This is a genomic window from Edaphobacillus lindanitolerans, assembly GCF_900156305.1.
Classification (GTDB): Bacteria; Bacillota; Bacilli; order Bacillales_A; family Planococcaceae; genus Bhargavaea; species Bhargavaea lindanitolerans.
Map to the genome: position 1 here is coordinate 636,335 of NZ_FTPL01000002.1, position 13,938 is coordinate 650,272.

Consider the following 13,938-nt stretch of genomic DNA (forward strand, 5'->3'; position numbering starts at 1 on the left):
CATTCACGGCTTCCGCACTGCCTTTTTATGTCCGCTCTCGGACGGAGCCGGCGTTCAGTGGCCCTTCCCTTTCATCCAGTTGCACAGGTCCCGGACGACCCGGGCATTGACGGCCGGCGGGAAATGATGGGTGTATTCGGCAAAATACCAGGTCTCCACCGACTTGCCCGCCTCCTTGAGTGCGTCCTCCAGCATGACCGACTGCTCAAGCGAGACGTTCTCATCCATCCGTCCGTGGATCAGGAGGAACGGGGCGCTCACCCGGTCCATATGGAACAGCGCGGTCCGCTTCCGGTATTCTTCCGGGGCGCTGTTCGGCGATCCCCCGATCACCCGCTTCATCATCCTGCGCATGTCTTTCCGTTCCTTATAGGTGAACACGACATCCGAGACGCCCGCCCAGCTGACGACGGAGGTGATGTCGTCCCGGAGGATCGCCGTCCAGAGCGCCATGATCCCCCCTCTTGAAAAGGCGTACAGATGGATTCTCGATGCATCCGTCTTCGGGTGCTGCTTCAGCACATCCACCGCATTGACGGCATCCCAGCGGTCGTTCCCCGCGAATTCATCGAACCCTTCGCCGCCCCGGTTTCCCCGGTAATAGGGGGCAAACACGACAAATCCCTGCTGGGCAAACTGCGCAAGCCTTGCAGGGCGCGCCATGCCGACGTGCTGGATGCCGCCCCTCAAATAGACGATCCCGTCCCGGATTCCCGCTTCCGCAGGCTCGGCGAGCATTCCCTTCACCCGGAGCCCACCGGACCAATACGTCACTTCCTGGAGCTTGACGTTCGGATTCGGGGACGGATAAGGTCTCTTGCAGTCAATCGTTCCGTCCGGCTGCACGGTCCATCACCTTCCTTCGGATGCGTCTCATTCCTTCATCGTCCATATGGCTGCTGAGCTCCCTGCATCCGTCCCATTCCTCCTCTGCCAGCCATGACAGACCGAGCGTTTCCCGGCGGGGGGCGGATCCGTCGATCCCGGCAAGATCTGCAGCGAATACCCGTTTGCAGAACGGCGGATCCGCGTGCACGATGTAGTCGGCAACAAACCGGAGGTTGACGATGGCCGCTCCGGTTTCTTCATAAGCTTCCCTGACGGCCGCCTCTTCCGGCGTTTCGCCTTCCTCCATCTTTCCTCCCGGCCACTCCAGCCCGCGGGACGGATGGACGGTCATGAGCCATTTTCCCCCCTCGCATGCGGCGACGAGGACGTGTCCGGGCGTCATTCCCGCCCGGCCGGGCTCGGTGAACAGATCGACCCGCTGTCCGGACCTGTCTGTGTATGTAAGCAAGGGCTCCCCTCCTTTCCTTTCAGTTTAGCGGAGGGGATGCCCGCTGTTCAACGGAAAAACGGAAGTTCCTCGACAAAGCGCTTGGTTTCCTCATCACCATATTCATGGACAATGGCATACAGCTTCGCGACCCGGCGGTCGATCTCATGGTTCTCCTTGTCCAGATGGTACGGGATCGCCGGCAGATGGGCACGGAGGAAGTTCGACCACTCCACGTTATCGATCTGGCTGAACAGGCTGCGCATCATGAGTTCCGTTTTTCTGTTGGCCTCGATTTCAAATTCCCAGGGGTAAGGGTGCGGTGCGGGATGAATCTGGCGGCCGCTGATGGACACATACAATTTTGCAGTCATGGGTGATCCTCCTTTCCCGTTAGGATGCACCCGTCCAGGAAAAGGATACAAAAAGAAAATGCCGCCGCGCGGCATCTTCAGGGTCAGTTATTGTCCTCGCCGAGGAACGCATGGAGCATCCACTGATGCTTCTCGATGCTCTGGTAAGTGGAGTTCAGCAGATCTTCCGTCATGTCGTCTCCGTCTTTTGCGGCGAGTTCCATGCCTTTCTTCAGTGATTTCATCACTTGATCGAAATCTTCCGCAAGCCGGCTGACCATCGCATTGGCATCTTCACTGCCTTCCGCTTCGCCGACGACGGACAGTTCGAGGTGCTCGGACATCGTGGCAGCAGGCCTGCCGCCGAGTGTCAGGATCCGTTCTGCGATTTCATCCATATGAAGCGTCGCTTCGTTGTACAGTTCCTCGAATTTCGCATGCAGGGTGAAAAACTGGGGACCTTTCACATACCAGTGATAGTTGTGCAGTTTCGTGTAGAGGACCGACCAGGTCGAAACCTGGATGTTCAGTTCATCAATCAATTCCTTGGACATGATACGGACACTCCATTCCTTAAGTCTCTCTCGGGTTCATTCCCTTGTTCATTTACCACTTCCGGGTCTAAAATAAACGTTGACCACGATTGGAGTGTTTAAACTGAAACATCTGTTCATCCTGCTCATCAAATTTTATCGAAAAGTGATTTCTCCGCTGACGCCGCCTTCCTGCCGCTTTTATCCGACCTGCTCTGCATACGGACTGGAGGCGTTTGAGCGCCACGGGGCATTCAAGGGATTTTGGCTCACGGCCCGCCGGATCTCAAAATGCCATCCGTTCCATGAAGGCGGTTTTGATCCGGTGCCGGATCAATGGCCGGACAAGAAAGCTGAATGAAGGATTTGGGTGTTGCCAAGGATATAAGAAATAAGTTATGATGTAAATCGTATTCATTACGATTTAGAGGTGAACTATGAAGCGTCTAGGAATCATCCTGCTGGCAGCCGTCCTGTTGCTCGGCGCCTGCGGATCCCCTTCCGATAAAAAGGAAAATAATCAAACAGCCGGCGGAGACAAAGACATCATACAAGTGAAGACGACCGTCTATCCGCTCGCTTACTTTGCTCAGCGGATCGGCGGTGATGCCGTGGAGGCGTCATCCGTCTATCCGCCGGGCGCAGACAGCCATACGTTCGAGCCGACCCAAAAAGAAATGATGGCCCTTGCGGACAGCGACCTGTTCATCTATATCGGCCTCGGGCTCGAAGGCTTTGTGGACAAGGCGGAGAAAACGCTGAAAAACGAAAAAGTGCGGCTTGTGGCCGCAGGGAACTCCATCCCGGAAAATGCGCTCCGCCGCGGCGGGGATCATCACGACGGGGATGATGATCATGATGATCATGATCATCATGATCACTCGGGCGTTGATCCGCATGTCTGGCTGTCCCCGGTACTGGCAAAAGACCTTGCCGCTGCCGTGAAGGACGCCCTGGTCAGGGAAATGCCGGATCATGAAGCCGAGTTCACGGACCGTTTTGACGCTCTCACGGAAGAGTTGGATGCGCTGGACGGCGAGTACCGCGAGATGGCCGGCAAGGCAGAAACCAAATCATTCTTCATCTCCCATGCATCCTTCGGCTATGTGGCCGACGAATACGGGCTGAAGCAAGTATCGGTCGCCGGCCTGAACTCCCAGAGCGAACCCTCCCAGAAGCAGCTGGCCGCCATCGTCGACCAGGCACGCAGCGAGAAGATCCGCTATCTCTTCTTTGAACAGAATGTCTCTTCCAAACTCACGGAAGTCATCCAAAGGGAAATCGGTGCAGAGCCTCTCACGGTCCATAATCTGAGCGTGCTCACGCAAGAAGATATCAAAGCCGACGAAACGTACTTTACGCTGATGGAACGCAACCTGGATGAGTTCCGGAAAGCGCTCGGTGCAGCAGAATAATCCGTTACGGAAAAAGCGGCCTCCCCCGGGGAGCGCCGCTTTTTCTAATTCCGGTTGCCGAGCCGCTTTTTCAGTTCACGGCGCAGCAGCTTATTGGATGCATTCCGGGGAAGGTCGTCCGTGAAGATGATGGCCTTCGGCACCTTGTAGGAGGCTAGCCGCTCCGCACAAAAGTCCCGCAGCTCTTCTTCCCCGACTTCCGTCCTCACTACGATGAACGCCGCCGGCACCTCTCCCCACCGGTCATCCGGCATGCCGGTCACGCCGGCTTCCAGGACGGACGGATGGGAGACGAGCGCCTGCTCGACTTCCGCAGGATACACATTTTCCCCGCCGGAGACGATCAGGTCTGAGCGGCGGTCGAGCACGTACAGGAAGCCCTCTTCGTCAATCCTGCCGATGTCCCCGGTATGGAGCCAGCCGTCTGTCTGGGCAGGATGGTCCGAAAACTTGCCGACATAGCCCGGCGTCACATGGGGGCCGCTGACGAGGATCTCCCCTTCCTCCCCGGGCGCTTCGGCCCCCTCGATCCGGATGCGGTTGAGGAACAGCGGCTTTCCGGAGGAACCCGCTTTCCGCACCGCCTCTTCAGCCGAAAGCGTCGCCGTCTGGGAGGACGTTTCGGTCATTCCGTATGTTTGCAGGATCGGGATGCCGAGCGCCTGCGCCCGCCGGATATACGGAACCGGGACGGGGCCGCCCCCGGCGAGCATCGTGCGGAAATTCCCGGATGCCCGGAGTCCGCTTTCCTCCAGCCGGTTGAGCAGCCGGGCGAGCGTGGCGGATACGACGGAAATCCGCGTAACCGTCCCCTCGGCGATTTCCCGGGCAGCCGCTTCTTCATCAAACTTCGTCTGAAGGCGGACCTCCATGCCATACAGCAGCGAACGCATCAGGATCGAGAAGCCGCTGATATGAAAGAGCGGCATGGCGCACAGCCAGACGTCATCATCCGAAAGGCCCATATTGAGCACGCTGGCAACGGCACTTGAAAAATGGTTGCCCGCCGTCTGCCGGACACCTTTCGGGAATCCGGTCGTCCCCGACGTATACATGATCGTCATCGTTCGGTCCTCCGGCCAGACGGCCGCAGGATCCAGGGTTGCCCCTTCAGATGCCGCAAGCCTGCCTGCCGAGAGTGCCTCAGGGCCAGCCTTTTCCAGAAGCCGGTCAGAGGCGATCACGCATGCGGCTTCCGAGTCCCTCACCTGGTAGTCCAGCTCCGCTTCCGTCAGCCGGCTGTTCAGCATGACCAGTTCCAGGCCGGCAAGCAGCGCGCCGTGGATCAGGAATACCGCCTCCGGGCCGCTTTCCAGCAACAGCCCGACCCGGGTGCCTTCCTCCAGGCCGGCCGTCCTGAGCTTTCCGGCCATATCCAACGCCTCATCCGCCAGCTCGCGGAATGTCCACTTCTCTTCCCCGCAGCTGAGCGCCGTCCGATCCGGACTCACATGCGCCCGCTGCAGGATCCAATTCGGAAACTCCATTTCCGTCACCTCCAAATTAAACGAACCGTCTCGGCCGAAACGGGACGGAAAAGGCTGTCCGGTTGAACCGGACAGCCTTCTGTGGTGCTTCTGGTCAAGGGAAGCGAGGAAACTGGCCGAAGTCCGGCTTCCGTTTCTCCTTGAAGGCATCGCGTCCCTCTTTCGCCTCATCGGTCGTGTAGTAAAGGAGCGTTGCGTCGCCGGCCATTTGCTGGAGGCCGGCCAGGCCGTCCGTGTCGGCGTTCATGGCCGCTTTGAGGAAACGCAGTGCGGTCGGGCTCTTCTCGAGCATTTCTTCGCACCACTGGACGGTCTCGTCTTCCAGCTGTTCAAGCGGAACGACTGTGTTGACGAGGCCCATGTCGAGCGCTTCCTGGGCATTGTACTGGCGGCACAGATACCAGATTTCACGGGCTTTCTTATGGCCGATGATCCGTGCAAGATAGCCGGATCCGTATCCTGCGTCAAACGAACCGACTTTCGGGCCGGTCTGGCCGAAGATCGCGTTGTCTGCCGCGATGGTCAGGTCGCAGACCACGTGGAGAACGTGTCCCCCGCCGATCGCATAGCCGGATACCATTGCGACGACCGGCTTCGGGATCACCCGGATGAGGCGCTGGAGATCAAGCACGTTCAGGCGCGGGATATGGTCTTCGCCGACATATCCGCCGTGGCCCCGGACTTTCTGGTCCCCGCCGGAACAGAATGCCTTGTCCCCTTCTCCTGCAAGAACGATGACGCCGATGCTTTCATCATCCCGTGCGCGGGAAAAAGCATCGATCATTTCCTCGACGGTCTTCGGAGTGAACGCGTTGCGCACCTCCGGGCGGTTGATCGTGACCTTCGCAATGCCATTGTATTTTTCGTACTTGATCTCGTCATATGTACGAATTGTTTCCCATTGACGTGTCATGGTTGTCCTCCTTCATTGATGGCTTCCTTCACTATTGTAGCAAAGCGCTCCGGATTTTCCACATGGACTGCATGGCCGGCCCCCTCCACTTCGGCATGGCGGGCATCCGGCAACGCTTTGAGCATCCGGGAAGCGATGGCCGCATATTTCCCGTCCAGGCTTCCGGTGATGAGCGTCACCGGCATGGACAGCCCGTGGAGCTCCTCCCAATAGGAAGGCTGGCTGCCTGTCCCGATGCCGAGCAGGGAGCCGGCCAAACCTTCCGGCCGGTTGCACAGACGTCCCTCCCGGACTTCCCGGCGTCTGGCGGCAGGAAGTCCGAGCTGGGATTCAAACAGCGGGATGCCTTCCCAGTAATCGGTGAACGCCGGAATTCCTTCACGGAGAATGAACGCTGCAAGATTCTTGTCCGAGTCTCTGCGCTTCTGGCGCTCTTCCTCAAGCAAAAGGCCGGGGGACGTGCTTTCGAGGATCAGGCGGCGCACCCGCTCCTGGCGGGCCGCCGCATACCCGATTGCAACCCGGCCGCCCATCGAATAGCCCAACAGCGAGAAGCGGTCCAGGCCGATTGCATCAAAGAGCGCGTCCAGGTCTGCAATCTGCTCCTCCATGCCGTACCGGCCGGGATCTGCCGGAGAATCCGTCCGGCCGTGGCCGGTCAGGTCCGGCATGATGAGCCGGCAGCCGCCGAGCACCTGTTCAAATGAACCCCATACGTCCGAGCTTCCGGTGAATCCGTGCAGGAGGACGAGCGGCCCTCCCTCCGGATCTCCGCCTTCCGACCAGCCGACCCGGATTCCCCTGATCTGTCCGGTCAGCTGTTCCATAGGCCGTCCAGCCTTTCGCAGATCCGTGCCCACAACTTCCGGTGTTCGGCCAGGTTCACATTCCGGTCGCTGAACGCCTCGATGATCCGGACAGGGGTTTCCTTCTTCTTGCCCAGCGCTTCCCGGAACGCATCTGCACCGTCCACGGCATCATACTGCAGGCCGTACATGGCGGCGAGGTGATTGAATTTCAGACCGGTCGGCGTGCCGAACAGCTGTTCAAAATAGAGTTCCTCCCCCGCCTGCGGCAGGTAGGAGAAGATGCCGCCCCCGTCATTGTTCATGATGACGATGGTCATGTCGGCTTCGGCAAAACGGGTGGCGATGAGTCCGTTCTGGTCGTGCAGCATCGCCAGGTCACCGATAAGCAGATAGCCCGGACGGTTCCTTGCCGACTGGAGGCCGAGCGCCGTCGAAACGACGCCGTCGATTCCGTTGGTCCCCCTGTTCGCAAAAATCCCGATGTCCTTGCCGGTCTTCAGGAAGAACGTGTCCGCATCCCGGATCGGCATGCTGGAACTCGTGAACAGATCACTCCCGCCGGGCATGTCCCTGAATAAGACCCCCGCCATCGCACCTTCATCATTTCCGCTCCGGACGGCCGCTGCCGTCTCTTCTTCCGCAATGGCATCCGCCTGTGCCCAGAGCCGCGCATATTCCCCGTTCCCGGTACCGCCCGGACGGATCCCGAGCAGGATTTCGGGCGCACACTGCAGGTGATGGGTCGCCAGATGATACGGATCCCTGAATGACGGGCTCTCATCCGCCACGGCAAACACCTCCGGACGGCATGCCTTTAAAAACTGGGCGAGCGGTTTGGATACCGGCTGCGGACCGAACCGGACCACCATATCCGGTGACATCCCTTCCGCGAATCCAGGGTGCTTGAGGATGGCATCATAGGAGGCAATGCACAGCGGTCGGACACTTTCCGGCACTTCGCTGCGGAGCCCGGACAGCGGATCGGCCAGCACCGGCCAGCCGAGTGTTTCGGCAAACCGCCAGAAAGCATCCCGGTCGAATCCGGCCGGGAGTTCGCCCGCGATGATCAGTCCCTTTTCCGCTGACCGGATCGCCCCTTCCAGCCAGTTGACCATGTCCGGATCCGGTGCCGTATGTCCGAGGAACACTTCTCGGAATGCCGGCTCCGCTGCCTCCGCCTCAAAATCGATGAGGAGCGGTTCCCGGAACGGAACATTGAGATGGACGGGTCCTGCCGGTGCATCCACCGCCATGGAAATGGCCCGCCGGACATGCCGGGTGATGAACTCCAGCGTCTCCGGCCGGTTTTCCGGAATCGGGAAATCGATGCTGTATTTCACCGTCCGGCCGTACATGCCGGCCTGGTCGATCGCCTGCGGCGCCCCCACTTCCCGCAGTTCATGCGGACGGTCCGCAGTGATCGCTACGAGCGGCACCCGGGCATACTTGGCTTCCGTGAGCGCCGGCATATAGTTGGACGCCGCCGTCCCGGACGTGCAGAGCATGGCGACGGGCTGGCCGGAACCTTTCGCAAGTCCGAGTGCATAAAACGCAGCCGACCGCTCATCCGTCTGGAGATGCAACCGGATCCCGTCTGTCATGGCAAATGCATAGGCAAGAGGCGTGGACCGGGACCCGGGGCTGACGACCACATGGCGGACGCCCGAACGGATGAGTGAGGCCGTGATCGTCAGGACATGGGCAGTCAGCTCTTTGCGATTATCCATTGAGCTTCCCTCCAAGCGCCCTCAGCACGGGTCTGAACTTCACCCATGTTTCCTCATATTCCTCTTCGGGAACCGAGTCTGCCACGATGCCCCCGCCCGCATACAGGCGGGCGCCGGAACCCTCGAGCAGCGCAGAGCGGATCGCCACCGCAAACTCCCCGTTCCCTTCCGAATCCATCCAGCCGACCGGTGCGCCGTAGAACCCTCGGTCCATCCGTTCGCTTTCCCTGATGATCGGCAGTGCCGCTTCCCGCGGCGTACCGCCGAGAGCAGGCGTCGGATGGAGCGCCTCCACGAAGTCCAGGAGGTCCTTGTCCGGATTCGGGATCCCCTCGACGGGCGTGAACAGATGCTGGATATCCCGGACCTTCAGCAACCGTGGTCCGGCAGGGATCCGGACCTCTTCACAGAAGCTGCGGAACACATCCCCGATCATGCTCACGACATACTGGTGTTCCGAGCGGTTTTTCGGATCATGCAAAAGGCCCTCTCCGAGCTCCCTGTCCTCAGAAGCAGTTTTTCCCCGGCGGATTGAACCGGCGACACATGCCGTGAGGGCCTGTCCGTCCCGGATTTCCACCAGCCGCTCGGGCGTGGCGCCGAAAAAGAGCTTGCTGCCGCTTTCCAGCCCGAACAGATAGCTTTCCTGCTGTTCCGCCGACAGATTCTCCAAGATCGACGACGGCGTAGCCGCTTCGTCGAACGCAAGCTGCACCGACCGGGCGATGACGACTTTTTCGGCTTCGCCTGCCCGGATGCGGCCCGTCACTTCCCCGACGGCTTCGAGATAATCTGACCTGGCCAGTTCATCAAGCGCACTGACTTCAGGCTTTTGGGCAGGAGTGCGTTCCATCACCTGAGCTTCGTGGATCATCGATTCACAGATCAGGCGGAGCCGTTCGAAGTCTTCGGCTGCGGTCTCCCCTTCCGTGACAAGATTGATCGATACGAAAGTACGGCCGCCCTTCTCCGCCAGCTGGAATTGCGGGACTGCAAAATAAGCGGGCGGGAAACCTTTCCACTCGTCGGACGGATGATTCTCCGGATCGAAGGAAAATCCGCCGAACAGGACCGGCGGCAGATCCCCCTCCTCTTTCACGAGAACAGAGCAGAGCCGCTGCCACTGGGCGCGGACATCCGCGAACCGGCCGTCTGCCGCATCGCTCGTGAGCGTCATCGCGTGGCCGATTCCGACCAGTTTCAATGTCTTGTCCCGGTTTTCCCAATAGAATCTCCGGCCGGCGAATTCATTTTCGCCGGCCTCAAAAAACGCAAGCGGCGACAGCCTGCCCGCATCAATGGTCTCCGTATAGAAGTGGAGACCGCTAACCTGGCGTCCGGCTGATCCCGTCGTATGCGGAGTCGGATTATGCTTCATTCAAGACCCCTCCAAAGTTCATTCCTTCGTACATAGCCCTTCCATTTTATCATATCCCGCAACCCACAGAGGGAAAGCACGCCTCCCTCCCTACACTTTCCACCTGAACTCATATATAATGAGGAGCGGAAATGAACTGGTAAGGAGAGAAGTTCCATGCAACATACGATAAAAGCGGACGAAGGATGGCGGGTCTGGTGGCAGCTGACACGGCCCCACACACTGACTGCCTCTTTCGTCCCCGTCCTGCTCGGCACGCTGATCGCATTCAGGGAGACGGCCATTGATCCGGTCCTGTTCATCCTTATGATGCTGGCGACCCTGTTCCTGCAGGCGGCAACGAATATGTTCAATGAATATTACGATTTCCGGCGCGGTCTGGATACGGAGCATTCCGTGGGGATCGGAGGCGCGATCGTGCGCAATGGCGTCCGGCCGCAGACCGTCCTCGGAATCGCTCTGGGACTATATCTCGCAGCAGCCGTCATGGGCCTTTACATCGCCGCACATTCTTCATGGATGCTACTGGCGGTCGGAGGAGTCGCGATGGCAATCGGCTACCTGTACACCGGCGGTCCATATCCGATCGCCTATACGCCGCTAGGTGAGCTTTTCTCGGGTGTCGTCATGGGCATGGCGATCGTCCTGATTTCCTACTTCATCCAGACGGGCCATGTCAGCGGATTTGCATTGGCTCTGTCCATTCCGAGCATGATCCTCGTTGCCGCGATCATGATGTCCAACAACATCCGGGATCTGGAGGGGGACAAGGAAAGCGGCCGGAAAACGGTCGCCATCCTGGCAGGCAGGTCCAATGCGGTCACGATCCTTGCGGTCTTCTTCATCGTCTCCTATGCATGGATCATCGGCATGGTTCTGTTCGGCAAGCTGACGCCATTGGCGCTGCTCGTGCTGCTCAGCATCCCGAAACCCGCAGCCGCCATCAAGACTTTCCGGAAAGAGCTCGTCCCGCTGAAAGTCATGCCGGCCATGAAAGCGACCGCACAAACGAATACGTTCTTCGGCCTCCTGCTCTGCATTGCCCTGTTCATCGAACATTGGTTTCTCTGACATTGCCGAATATAAACCGCCATCCCTTCGGGGTGGCGGTTTTTTGATTGGCGCTGTTCAGGTTTAGCAATCCATCCAAAAAGGAAAAGATGAAAAGACACGAGGACCTGGTTTGTTTAAAATACGAGGGGCTTGCGTATCAATATCGAGTGAGGAAGTGACACCATGTTGAGCGAACAGGAGAAAACGATCTTAAAACGTGAATTGATCCAGATGCAACGGCAGTATAGAGATACATCCGACGAGCGTGACCGCGACGAAAGCATGCGCGATGACACGGGCGAACTCTCGCTGGCGGACAATCACCCGGCTGATGCCGGAACCGAATTGTTCGACCGTGAGCGGGACCGGGCACTTGAGGATCACGCCGAAGGTGAACTGGAGAAAGTCGAGAATGCACTGCGTGCCATGCACGACGGCTCCTATGGAGTATGTGAAGTTTGCGGCACGGACATTCCGTTCGAGCGGCTTGAAGCCATTCCTTATACAAACCGGTGCATCGAGCACGCCGACACCGAAATACCGGATGACCGTCCGGTTGAGGAAGAAGTGCTGGAGGACATCATGGACCCTGTGAAGCCGGATACATTCGAAGTCGGCCAGGAAGGCGGCGTCCAGGACGATCAGGACAGCTTCCGGGTCGTTGCCCAGTATGGGACGTCGGAGACGCCCTCGGACATGACGGGTGATCATGACGACTACAACCGCCTTTATGAAGACGGGCTTGAAACAGGGGCAGTGGAGGAATACGAAGAATTTGCGAGCTCTGACGAGACAGGGACCGTGAAGGGCTTCACCCGCTCTGAGACGATGGAAGACTATGAGGAGAAACTGGACGATGAGCAGCTGGAATCCCCGATGGGCGACATCCCTTATCATAAGCGGGACAGCTACACGGGAGAGGTCGAATAAAAAAGCAGCTTCCTTTTAGTAAGGAAGCTGCTTTTTTAATATGACCCCTACGGGATTCGAACCCGTGTTACCGCCGTGAAAGGGCGGTGTCTTAACCGCTTGACCAAGGGGCCAGGATGGCGGAGAAGGAGGGATTTGAACCCTCGCGCCGGTTACCCGACCTACGCCCTTAGCAGGGGCGCCTCTTCGGCCTCTTGAGTACTTCTCCAATGGCTCCGCAGGTAAGACTCGAACTTACGACCGATCGGTTAACAGCCGATTGCTCTACCACTGAGCTACTGCGGAAAATGGTGGGCCTAAGTGGACTCGAACCACCGACCTCACGCTTATCAGGCGTGCGCTCTAACCGGCTGAGCTATAGGCCCACTCTCTGGAGCGGATGAAGGGAATCGAACCCTCGACTTCAGCTTGGGAAGCTGAGGTTTTACCACTAAACTACATCCGCATCAAATGGTGGCTTGGGACGGAATCGAACCGCCGACACAAGGATTTTCAGTCCTTTGCTCTACCGACTGAGCTACCAAGCCGCATGATTGTTCTTTATGCGGCAAAGAATCAAAATCTTCAAATGCACAAAAAAATAAAAATGGCGGTCCCGACGGGAATCGAACCCGCGATCTCCTGCGTGACAGGCAGGCATGTTAACCGCTACACCACGGGACCATTGGTTGCGGAGGCAGGATTTGAACCTGCGACCTTCGGGTTATGAGCCCGACGAGCTGCCACTGCTCCACTCCGCGATAATAATATATGAGACTGATGAGAAATCCCAGATCAGGATGGCTTCCCCTGACTGAAGGAGGCATGAAAATGGCGGAGGAAGAGGGATTCGAACCCCCGCGCGGTTTGACCCGCCTCTCGGTTTTCAAGACCGACCCCTTCAGCCAGACTTGGGTATTCCTCCGTACACCAACCAATTGAATGGTGGACCTTGCAGGACTCGAACCTGCGACCGGACGGTTATGAGCCGTCTGCTCTAACCAACTGAGCTAAAGGTCCTTTGGAATGGCGGTAGAGGGGATCGAACCCCCGACCTTACGGGTATGAACCGTACGCTCTAGCCAGCTGAGCTACACCGCCACAGTAGTATGTAAATGAAATGGTGGAGCCTAGCGGGATCGAACCGCTGACCTCCTGCGTGCAAAGCAGGCGCTCTCCCAGCTGAGCTAAGGCCCCGTTATGAAGTGGTCGGGAAAACAGGATTCGAACCTGCGACCCCTTGGTCCCAAACCAAGTGCTCTACCAAGCTGAGCTATTTCCCGATAATGGCGCGCCCGGCAGAAGTCGAATCCACAACCTTCTGATCCGTAGTCAGACGCTCTATCCAATTGAGCTACGGGCGCATAATCATATTTTATTTAACTGGTGCCGAGGACCGGTTTCGAACCGGTACGGTAGTCACCTACCGCAGGATTTTAAGTCCTGTGCGTCTGCCAGTTCCGCCACCCCGGCGGCATAAAACGTGGAGCGGAAGACGGGATTCGAACCCGCGACCCCCACCTTGGCAAGGTGGTATTCTACCACTGAACTACTTCCGCAAACATAACAAGTGGCTGAGCACTTGATCAAATAAAAACTGGTGCGGGTGAAGGGACTTGAACCCCCACGTCCGGTAAAGGACACTAGAACCTGAATCTAGCGCGTCTGCCATTCCGCCACACCCGCATGTGTGGTTTATATAATTAAAGTGGTGAGCCATGCAGGGCTCGAACCTGCGACCCTCTGATTAAAAGTCAGATGCTCTACCAACTGAGCTAATGGCTCGAAAATGGTGCCGGCCAGAGGACTTGAACCCCCAACCTACTGATTACGATTCAGTTGCTCTACCAATTGAGCTAGGCCGGCTCGTAATAAATGGTGGAGGATGACGGGTTCGAACCGCCGACCCTCTGCTTGTAAGGCAGATGCTCTCCCAGCTGAGCTAATCCTCCATTTAATTATGTATCAAGTGATCGGCCCGGCAACGTCCTACTCTTGCAGGGGGAAGCCCCCGACTACCATCGGCGCTGAAGAGCTTAACTTCCGTGTTCGGGATGGGAACGGGTGTGACCTCTTCGCCATCAT

The 13,938-nt window shown here is 58.2% G+C and carries 13 protein-coding genes, 20 tRNA genes and 1 rRNA gene; 4 read left to right on the plus strand and 30 right to left on the minus strand.

What is annotated here, in order from left to right:
• Positions 1-54: 54 nt before the first annotated feature.
• The 4 genes from B0B07_RS09200 to B0B07_RS09215 form a co-directional block, all read right to left on the minus strand.
• Positions 55-846, minus strand: a complete 792-nt coding sequence (locus B0B07_RS09200) for an alpha/beta hydrolase family protein (protein WP_076758305.1) — start codon at positions 844-846, stop codon at positions 55-57.
• Positions 824-1,297: an NUDIX domain-containing protein gene (locus tag B0B07_RS09205; RefSeq protein ID WP_076758306.1), complete on the minus strand. Its 474-nt coding sequence runs from the start codon at positions 1,295-1,297 to the stop codon at positions 824-826. Before B0B07_RS09205 ends, B0B07_RS09200 begins: the two co-directional genes overlap by 23 nt.
• 47 nt (positions 1,298-1,344) lie before the next feature.
• Positions 1,345-1,650 (minus strand): transposase, encoded by a 306-nt coding sequence (locus B0B07_RS09210; RefSeq protein ID WP_076758308.1) that lies wholly within the window; start codon positions 1,648-1,650, stop codon positions 1,345-1,347.
• An 83-nt stretch (positions 1,651-1,733) separates the two neighbouring features.
• Positions 1,734-2,183, minus strand: coding sequence for a Dps family protein (locus B0B07_RS09215; RefSeq protein WP_076758310.1), 450 nt, complete (start codon positions 2,181-2,183; stop codon positions 1,734-1,736).
• Positions 2,184-2,286: 103 nt separating this feature from the next.
• Between B0B07_RS09215 and yidD the strand changes: the two genes are divergently transcribed.
• Both yidD and B0B07_RS09225 read left to right on the plus strand, forming a co-directional pair.
• Positions 2,287-2,523, plus strand: coding sequence for a membrane protein insertion efficiency factor YidD (gene yidD, locus B0B07_RS09220; RefSeq protein WP_076758464.1), 237 nt, complete (start codon positions 2,287-2,289; stop codon positions 2,521-2,523).
• A 76-nt stretch (positions 2,524-2,599) separates the two neighbouring features.
• The gene (locus tag B0B07_RS09225) at positions 2,600-3,577 is read left to right on the plus strand and encodes a metal ABC transporter solute-binding protein, Zn/Mn family (RefSeq protein ID WP_076758311.1); all 978 of its coding nucleotides are present in this window, start codon (positions 2,600-2,602) and stop codon (positions 3,575-3,577) included.
• A gap of 44 nt (positions 3,578-3,621) precedes the next feature.
• Here B0B07_RS09225 and B0B07_RS09230 read toward each other — a convergent pair whose 3' ends face one another.
• From B0B07_RS09230 to B0B07_RS09250, 5 genes are all read right to left on the minus strand, one after another.
• A complete protein-coding gene (locus B0B07_RS09230) occupies positions 3,622-5,064 on the minus strand; it encodes an o-succinylbenzoate--CoA ligase (protein WP_076758313.1) in 1,443 nt (480 codons plus the stop codon).
• Between the two features lie 94 nt (positions 5,065-5,158).
• Complete coding sequence (menB, locus tag B0B07_RS09235; RefSeq protein ID WP_076758315.1) at positions 5,159-5,977, minus strand: 1,4-dihydroxy-2-naphthoyl-CoA synthase; 819 nt, start codon at positions 5,975-5,977, stop codon at positions 5,159-5,161.
• Positions 5,974-6,804, minus strand: coding sequence for a 2-succinyl-6-hydroxy-2,4-cyclohexadiene-1-carboxylate synthase (gene menH, locus B0B07_RS09240; protein WP_076758316.1), 831 nt, complete (start codon positions 6,802-6,804; stop codon positions 5,974-5,976). The genes menB and menH overlap by 4 nt, the downstream gene beginning before the upstream one ends.
• Positions 6,792-8,513, minus strand: coding sequence for a 2-succinyl-5-enolpyruvyl-6-hydroxy-3-cyclohexene-1-carboxylic-acid synthase (gene menD / locus B0B07_RS09245; RefSeq protein ID WP_076758318.1), 1,722 nt, complete (start codon positions 8,511-8,513; stop codon positions 6,792-6,794). The genes menH and menD overlap by 13 nt, the downstream gene beginning before the upstream one ends.
• Complete coding sequence (locus B0B07_RS09250; RefSeq protein ID WP_076758320.1) at positions 8,506-9,891, minus strand: isochorismate synthase; 1,386 nt, start codon at positions 9,889-9,891, stop codon at positions 8,506-8,508. The genes menD and B0B07_RS09250 overlap by 8 nt, the downstream gene beginning before the upstream one ends.
• 156 nt (positions 9,892-10,047) lie before the next feature.
• On the opposite strand from B0B07_RS09250, the gene B0B07_RS09255 reads away from it, so the two are divergent.
• Entirely contained in the window at positions 10,048-10,962 is a 915-nt protein-coding gene (locus tag B0B07_RS09255) for a 1,4-dihydroxy-2-naphthoate polyprenyltransferase (protein ID WP_076758322.1), read from the plus strand.
• Between the two features lie 165 nt (positions 10,963-11,127).
• Positions 11,128-11,874 carry a TraR/DksA C4-type zinc finger protein gene (locus tag B0B07_RS09260; protein WP_076758324.1) on the plus strand — a complete coding sequence of 249 codons (747 nt, stop codon included), beginning with the start codon at positions 11,128-11,130 and terminating at the stop codon, positions 11,872-11,874.
• A 41-nt stretch (positions 11,875-11,915) separates the two neighbouring features.
• Here the strand turns inward: B0B07_RS09260 and B0B07_RS09265 are convergent.
• From B0B07_RS09265 to rrf, 21 genes are all read right to left on the minus strand, one after another.
• Positions 11,916-11,987 (minus strand) — tRNA-Glu (locus tag B0B07_RS09265).
• Between the two features lie 4 nt (positions 11,988-11,991).
• Positions 11,992-12,082, minus strand: a tRNA-Ser gene (locus B0B07_RS09270).
• 2 nt (positions 12,083-12,084) lie between these two features.
• Positions 12,085-12,159 (minus strand) — tRNA-Asn (locus tag B0B07_RS09275).
• 3 nt (positions 12,160-12,162) lie between these two features.
• A tRNA-Ile gene (locus tag B0B07_RS09280) sits at positions 12,163-12,239 on the minus strand.
• A 6-nt stretch (positions 12,240-12,245) separates the two neighbouring features.
• Positions 12,246-12,319 (minus strand) — tRNA-Gly (locus B0B07_RS09285).
• Between the two features lie 6 nt (positions 12,320-12,325).
• Positions 12,326-12,401, minus strand: a tRNA-Phe gene (locus B0B07_RS09290).
• 60 nt (positions 12,402-12,461) lie between these two features.
• Positions 12,462-12,537: transfer RNA gene (locus tag B0B07_RS09295), tRNA-Asp, on the minus strand.
• Between the two features lie 2 nt (positions 12,538-12,539).
• Positions 12,540-12,614, minus strand: a tRNA-Met gene (locus B0B07_RS09300).
• A gap of 71 nt (positions 12,615-12,685) precedes the next feature.
• A tRNA-Ser gene (locus tag B0B07_RS09305) sits at positions 12,686-12,778 on the minus strand.
• Between the two features lie 18 nt (positions 12,779-12,796).
• Positions 12,797-12,873, minus strand: a tRNA-Ile gene (locus B0B07_RS09310).
• A 7-nt stretch (positions 12,874-12,880) separates the two neighbouring features.
• Positions 12,881-12,954, minus strand: a tRNA-Met gene (locus B0B07_RS09315).
• A 20-nt stretch (positions 12,955-12,974) separates the two neighbouring features.
• Positions 12,975-13,050, minus strand: a tRNA-Ala gene (locus tag B0B07_RS09320).
• Positions 13,051-13,059: 9 nt separating this feature from the next.
• Positions 13,060-13,136, minus strand: a tRNA-Pro gene (locus B0B07_RS09325).
• Positions 13,137-13,140: 4 nt separating this feature from the next.
• Positions 13,141-13,217: transfer RNA gene (locus tag B0B07_RS09330), tRNA-Arg, on the minus strand.
• A gap of 20 nt (positions 13,218-13,237) precedes the next feature.
• A tRNA-Leu gene (locus B0B07_RS09335) sits at positions 13,238-13,326 on the minus strand.
• An 11-nt stretch (positions 13,327-13,337) separates the two neighbouring features.
• A tRNA-Gly gene (locus B0B07_RS09340) sits at positions 13,338-13,412 on the minus strand.
• A gap of 39 nt (positions 13,413-13,451) precedes the next feature.
• Positions 13,452-13,539 (minus strand) — tRNA-Leu (locus B0B07_RS09345).
• A 23-nt stretch (positions 13,540-13,562) separates the two neighbouring features.
• A tRNA-Lys gene (locus B0B07_RS09350) sits at positions 13,563-13,638 on the minus strand.
• Between the two features lie 5 nt (positions 13,639-13,643).
• Positions 13,644-13,719, minus strand: a tRNA-Thr gene (locus tag B0B07_RS09355).
• A 10-nt stretch (positions 13,720-13,729) separates the two neighbouring features.
• Positions 13,730-13,805, minus strand: a tRNA-Val gene (locus tag B0B07_RS09360).
• Between the two features lie 24 nt (positions 13,806-13,829).
• A 5S ribosomal RNA gene (gene rrf, locus B0B07_RS09365) occupies positions 13,830-13,938 on the minus strand; the annotation flags it as partial.

What these genes read in the sequence shown, in the direction of transcription:
- menH (WP_076758316.1), bottom strand. Translation starts at nt 6,804, where the DNA reads ATGGAACAGCTGACCGGACAGATCAGGGGAATCCGGGTCGGCTGGTCG.
- B0B07_RS09250 (WP_076758320.1), bottom strand. Translation starts at nt 9,891, where the DNA reads ATGAAGCATAATCCGACTCCGCATACGACGGGATCAGCCGGACGCCAG.
- B0B07_RS09255 (WP_076758322.1), top strand. Translation starts at nt 10,048, where the DNA reads ATGCAACATACGATAAAAGCGGACGAAGGATGGCGGGTCTGGTGGCAG.
- B0B07_RS09230 (WP_076758313.1), bottom strand. Translation starts at nt 5,064, where the DNA reads ATGGAGTTTCCGAATTGGATCCTGCAGCGGGCGCATGTGAGTCCGGAT.
- menB (WP_076758315.1), bottom strand. Translation starts at nt 5,977, where the DNA reads ATGACACGTCAATGGGAAACAATTCGTACATATGACGAGATCAAGTAC.
- B0B07_RS09260 (WP_076758324.1), top strand. Translation starts at nt 11,128, where the DNA reads ATGTTGAGCGAACAGGAGAAAACGATCTTAAAACGTGAATTGATCCAG.
- B0B07_RS09210 (WP_076758308.1), bottom strand. Translation starts at nt 1,650, where the DNA reads ATGACTGCAAAATTGTATGTGTCCATCAGCGGCCGCCAGATTCATCCC.
- B0B07_RS09225 (WP_076758311.1), top strand. Translation starts at nt 2,600, where the DNA reads ATGAAGCGTCTAGGAATCATCCTGCTGGCAGCCGTCCTGTTGCTCGGC.
- menD (WP_076758318.1), bottom strand. Translation starts at nt 8,513, where the DNA reads ATGGATAATCGCAAAGAGCTGACTGCCCATGTCCTGACGATCACGGCC.
- B0B07_RS09215 (WP_076758310.1), bottom strand. Translation starts at nt 2,183, where the DNA reads ATGTCCAAGGAATTGATTGATGAACTGAACATCCAGGTTTCGACCTGG.